This is a genomic window from Desulfosalsimonas sp. (assembly GCF_046483245.1).
GTDB lineage: Bacteria > Desulfobacterota > Desulfobacteria > Desulfobacterales > Desulfosalsimonadaceae > Desulfosalsimonas.
On the sequence record NZ_JAWODO010000060.1, the window covers coordinates 1 to 3,839 of the forward strand.

Annotated in this window: 2 protein-coding genes; both read left to right on the forward strand. The window is 56.5% G+C overall.

The features are described 5' to 3' along the window. A partial coding sequence (locus R6U41_RS05960; RefSeq protein ID WP_410268918.1) for an efflux RND transporter permease subunit occupies window positions 1–2,870 on the forward strand: 2,870 nt, incomplete at its 5' end. A 175-nt stretch (window positions 2,871–3,045) separates the two neighbouring features. Continuing rightward, window positions 3,046–3,675: a SatD family protein gene (locus R6U41_RS05965; RefSeq protein WP_410268919.1), complete on the forward strand. Its 630-nt coding sequence runs from the start codon at window positions 3,046–3,048 to the stop codon at window positions 3,673–3,675. Window positions 3,676–3,839: the final 164 nt, after the last annotated feature.

Below are 3,839 nucleotides of genomic sequence, written 5' to 3' on the forward strand. Positions count from 1 at the left end.
CCAGCCGCGACCAGGTATCCTCTGTGATGGCGGAATTTTCCTACTCCAAGGACCCGGGCCAGGCCATTTTGGACGTGCAGAATGCCATAGCCCGTATCCGGGCGGATCTCCCGGCAAACGCACAGGAACCCAAACTCTATCGCTTAAGCGATGCCACGGCCCGCCCGCTTTTGACCCTGGCCCTGCGGCCCAAAGATGACAGCCGGCGCGATCTTTCCGAAATCCGCCTTTTGGCGGAAAACCAGATCCAGGACCGGCTCCTGGCCATAGAAGGAGTGGCTGACGTGGACGTGTTCGGAGGCCACCGGCCCGAGATCCGGGTCCACGTGGACCGTGACCGGCTTGCGGCTAATAACGTTTCCATCGGTGAGGTCATTGCGGTTTTGGCCGAACAGAACATCTCGGCCCCGGCAGGCAACATTTATGCGGGCGACAGCGAGTACCTGGTGCGCATCGCAGGGGAATTCAAGGATTTAAGCCAAATCCGGAAGCTGCCGATCCGCCGGCCCGGCTCAGGCCTGCTGCGCATCTCAGATGTGGCCGAGGTGGAACTCACCGAACAGGAGCCGCGCTCTGCCTATCACGGAAACGGCAAGGCAGCCATCGCCCTGGGCGTCATCAAGCCCGACGGCGGCAGAACCGTGGCCCCCATTGAGCGGGTCAAAGCCTTTCTGCCGGAACTTTCCGCCCTTTACCCGGACATTGCCTTTGAAATCACCCAGGATCAGCAGCCGTTAATCGACATCAACATGCGCGGCATGGTGCTCTCAATCATCCAGGCGGTGATCTTTACCGTGGCGGTGATCTTTTTATTTCTGGCTGAAGCACGCGCCGCCCTGGTGGCGGGCATCAGCATCCCCCTTTCTTTTCTGTTCACCCTGGCCGTGCTCTGGTTTACGCCCTATACCTTGAACATGGTCACCCTGTCGGGCCTGATCGTGGCCACCGGAATGGTGGTGGACGCCTCCGTGGTGGCCCTGGAAAACATTTACCGTCATTTTCAAACCCAATCAAACCCGGATGCCAAAACCGCGGCAGATACCGGCGCCGGAGAAATTTCTCTGGCCATCACCGCCGGCATGCTCACCACCGTGGCCGTCCTGGTGCCCATCATCTTTATCGGCGGCTATCCCCAGCGCACCATCGGCCGGCTGAGCCTGACCATCTCCCTGACCATGGTGGCCTCCCTGGTCATCGCCCTGACCCTGGTGCCGCTGCTGACCTCGAAGGTACTGGGCAAAAAAAGGGGAAAAAAGAATGTCGCCGAACGCGCGGCATCATGGGTGAACGTGGGCGTGGGCTTTGTCCGGCGTTTTTACGTATTTATCTTAAAAGGCGCCCTGCGCTGGCGGGTTCTCACCCTGATCCTGGCTGCGGCCTTTTTCGTGGTCACGGTCCGGACCATCCCCCCGATTATCGGCGGCGATCTCATGCCGCCCATGGATACGGGCATTGCCATTGTCGAATTCGACCTGCCGGCCACGGACAATATCGGGCAGGTGGAAAAAACACTGAACCGGGTGGAGGAAATCATCTATGCCCAGCCCGGCGTAAAAAAGGTCTCCTCGGTGATCGGCTCGGAGCCCGGGGCCATATCTTTCGGCACCGGCGGGGCGACTGCACAGTCCGCCGCCATTACAGTGGAACTTGTGGACCGGACCCAGCGGAAAAAATCCATCTGGGAAATCCAGGAAACCTGGCGGGAAAAACTTCGCCAGGTGCCGGGAATCAAAAGCTTCCGGGTCAGCGAGTACGGGGCCACGCCCATGGCCACCACCAAGGCGCCCGTTGATATCATCATCAGCGGACCGGATCCAAAGATCCTTTCCAGGCATGCCGACAAGGCCATCCAGCGGCTCCAGGGCGTGCGCGGCCTCACGGATGTGCGCCGAAGCTGGCATTTTGATCAAAAACAGGTGGACGTGACCGTGGATCCGGCCCTAGCGCGCATGTACGGCACATCCCCGGAAGAAGTCTCCCGCCAGGTAAGCGCGGCCGTGCAGGGCGTGCCCGCCACGTCCATGCGCCTTGAAGATTTTCTCGATATTCCCATCCGGGTGCAGTACGGCCTGTCCGGGCGCAACAGCCTGTCGGCCCTGGAACATGCTTACGTAGGATCGGATTCTGGCCCCATACCCCTGCGGGCCATGGCAGAAGTCGAAAAGCATACCCAGCGCCCCTTTATCACCCGGGAGGATCTTCAGGCCACAATTGATGTGACCGGCGTCAACCATGACATGACCATCGGCCAGGTCACGGGCATGGCCCAAAAGGCCCTGGCAGGTATGGAACTGCCCGGCGGATACAGCATGGAATCTGCCGGCACCGCATCGGACATGAAAAGCACCCGGAAACAATTGCGGCAGGCCCTGGTCATCGGCATTGTCCTGCTCTATTTACTCCTTCTGGCCATGTTCGGCTCATTTGCCCATCCTATAACCATCATGGCCGCCATTCCCCTGGCTGTGGCCGGCTCCATGTGGGGGCTTCTGGTCTTTGACAAACCCATGTGCATGCCCGGCACCATGGGCATGATCTTTCTGGCCGGCATCATCATCAACAACAGCGTGCTGCTGCTCGATTTTATCATCAGGGCCAGAAAAAAGGGGGCAGAGAAACACGACGCCATTGTCCGGGCAGTGGAGCTGCGCATCCGGCCCATCCTGATGACCACGTTTTCAACGATCATCGGGCTATCACCCCTGATTTTCGAAACCGCCGTGGGCCTGGAGCGTTTGAGCCCGCTGGGCATCGTTGCCGGAAGCGGCCTGCTGGTGGGCACGTTTCTGACCATGATCGTGGTGCCGGTGGTCTACTCGGGCATGGACAGCGTGGGCGAAAGAATCCGGATTTTGTATCATAATTTTTGATCCAAAAGTATAAGATTCATTTTTTCTGATTTTTTTCCGTTGAATCCGGAGCTGAACGGTTTTGCAAAATAAATTGACAGAATAGAAGAAATATGTTTCATTAATAATGAAATTTTACAATCAATATCATTAAATTTGATACCAAAATGATTAATTCCACCGGCACAGGACAAGTATGGCTCACTATCACATTCTTATGGGCGACATAATAGACAGCAGTCAGCACAGCAACCCGCCAAAGCTGGGCAATGATTTCATGGGGGTTGTGGCCTATTGCAACAATGCGCTGAAACAGGAGATTGTCTCTCCCCTTACGGTTACACTGGGAGACGAGTTCCATGGCGTTGCCGCCTCTCTTGAATCTGCGCTGAGAGCCGTATTCTGCATGGAAGAAGCCATCCTCAGAAAGAAATTGACCTTTAAAATACGATATGTTGCCGTCTACGGAGTGATCGACACCCCCATCAACCCTTTGAAAGCCCATACAATGATGGGCCCCGGCCTGACAAAAGCCAGAGAAATCCTTACTGATAAGGCAAGGGGCAAACCGCGATTCCGTTTTGACCTCCCCGACATCTACTGCATGCATCAGCTCAACCGCCTGTTCCTGGTCTGCGACGGATTGACCAATCGGTGGGCGCCGCGGGACGGCCGCTTGATTTACGACATGCTGACCAATTCCCACAACAAAGAAGTGGGCGCTTTGCATGGCAAAAACCGGAGTCAAATCTGGAAGCGCCGAAAAAACCTTCTGATTGAGGAATACCAGGCTTTGAAAGAAGCCATAATGGAACTGGGACGGTAACCGCATACAGGAGACAAAATGCTGCACTATATTCCGGCACTGCTCGTTTTTATCTGTCAGGAGGCAGCGGCTTTGATAGTATTTCCCATAATCAACCGCCTGCTGGGGCCCGAAACCATAAGGGCATGGGATCCAAAATCGCTTCTCAAAGGTGTGCTGGAGCG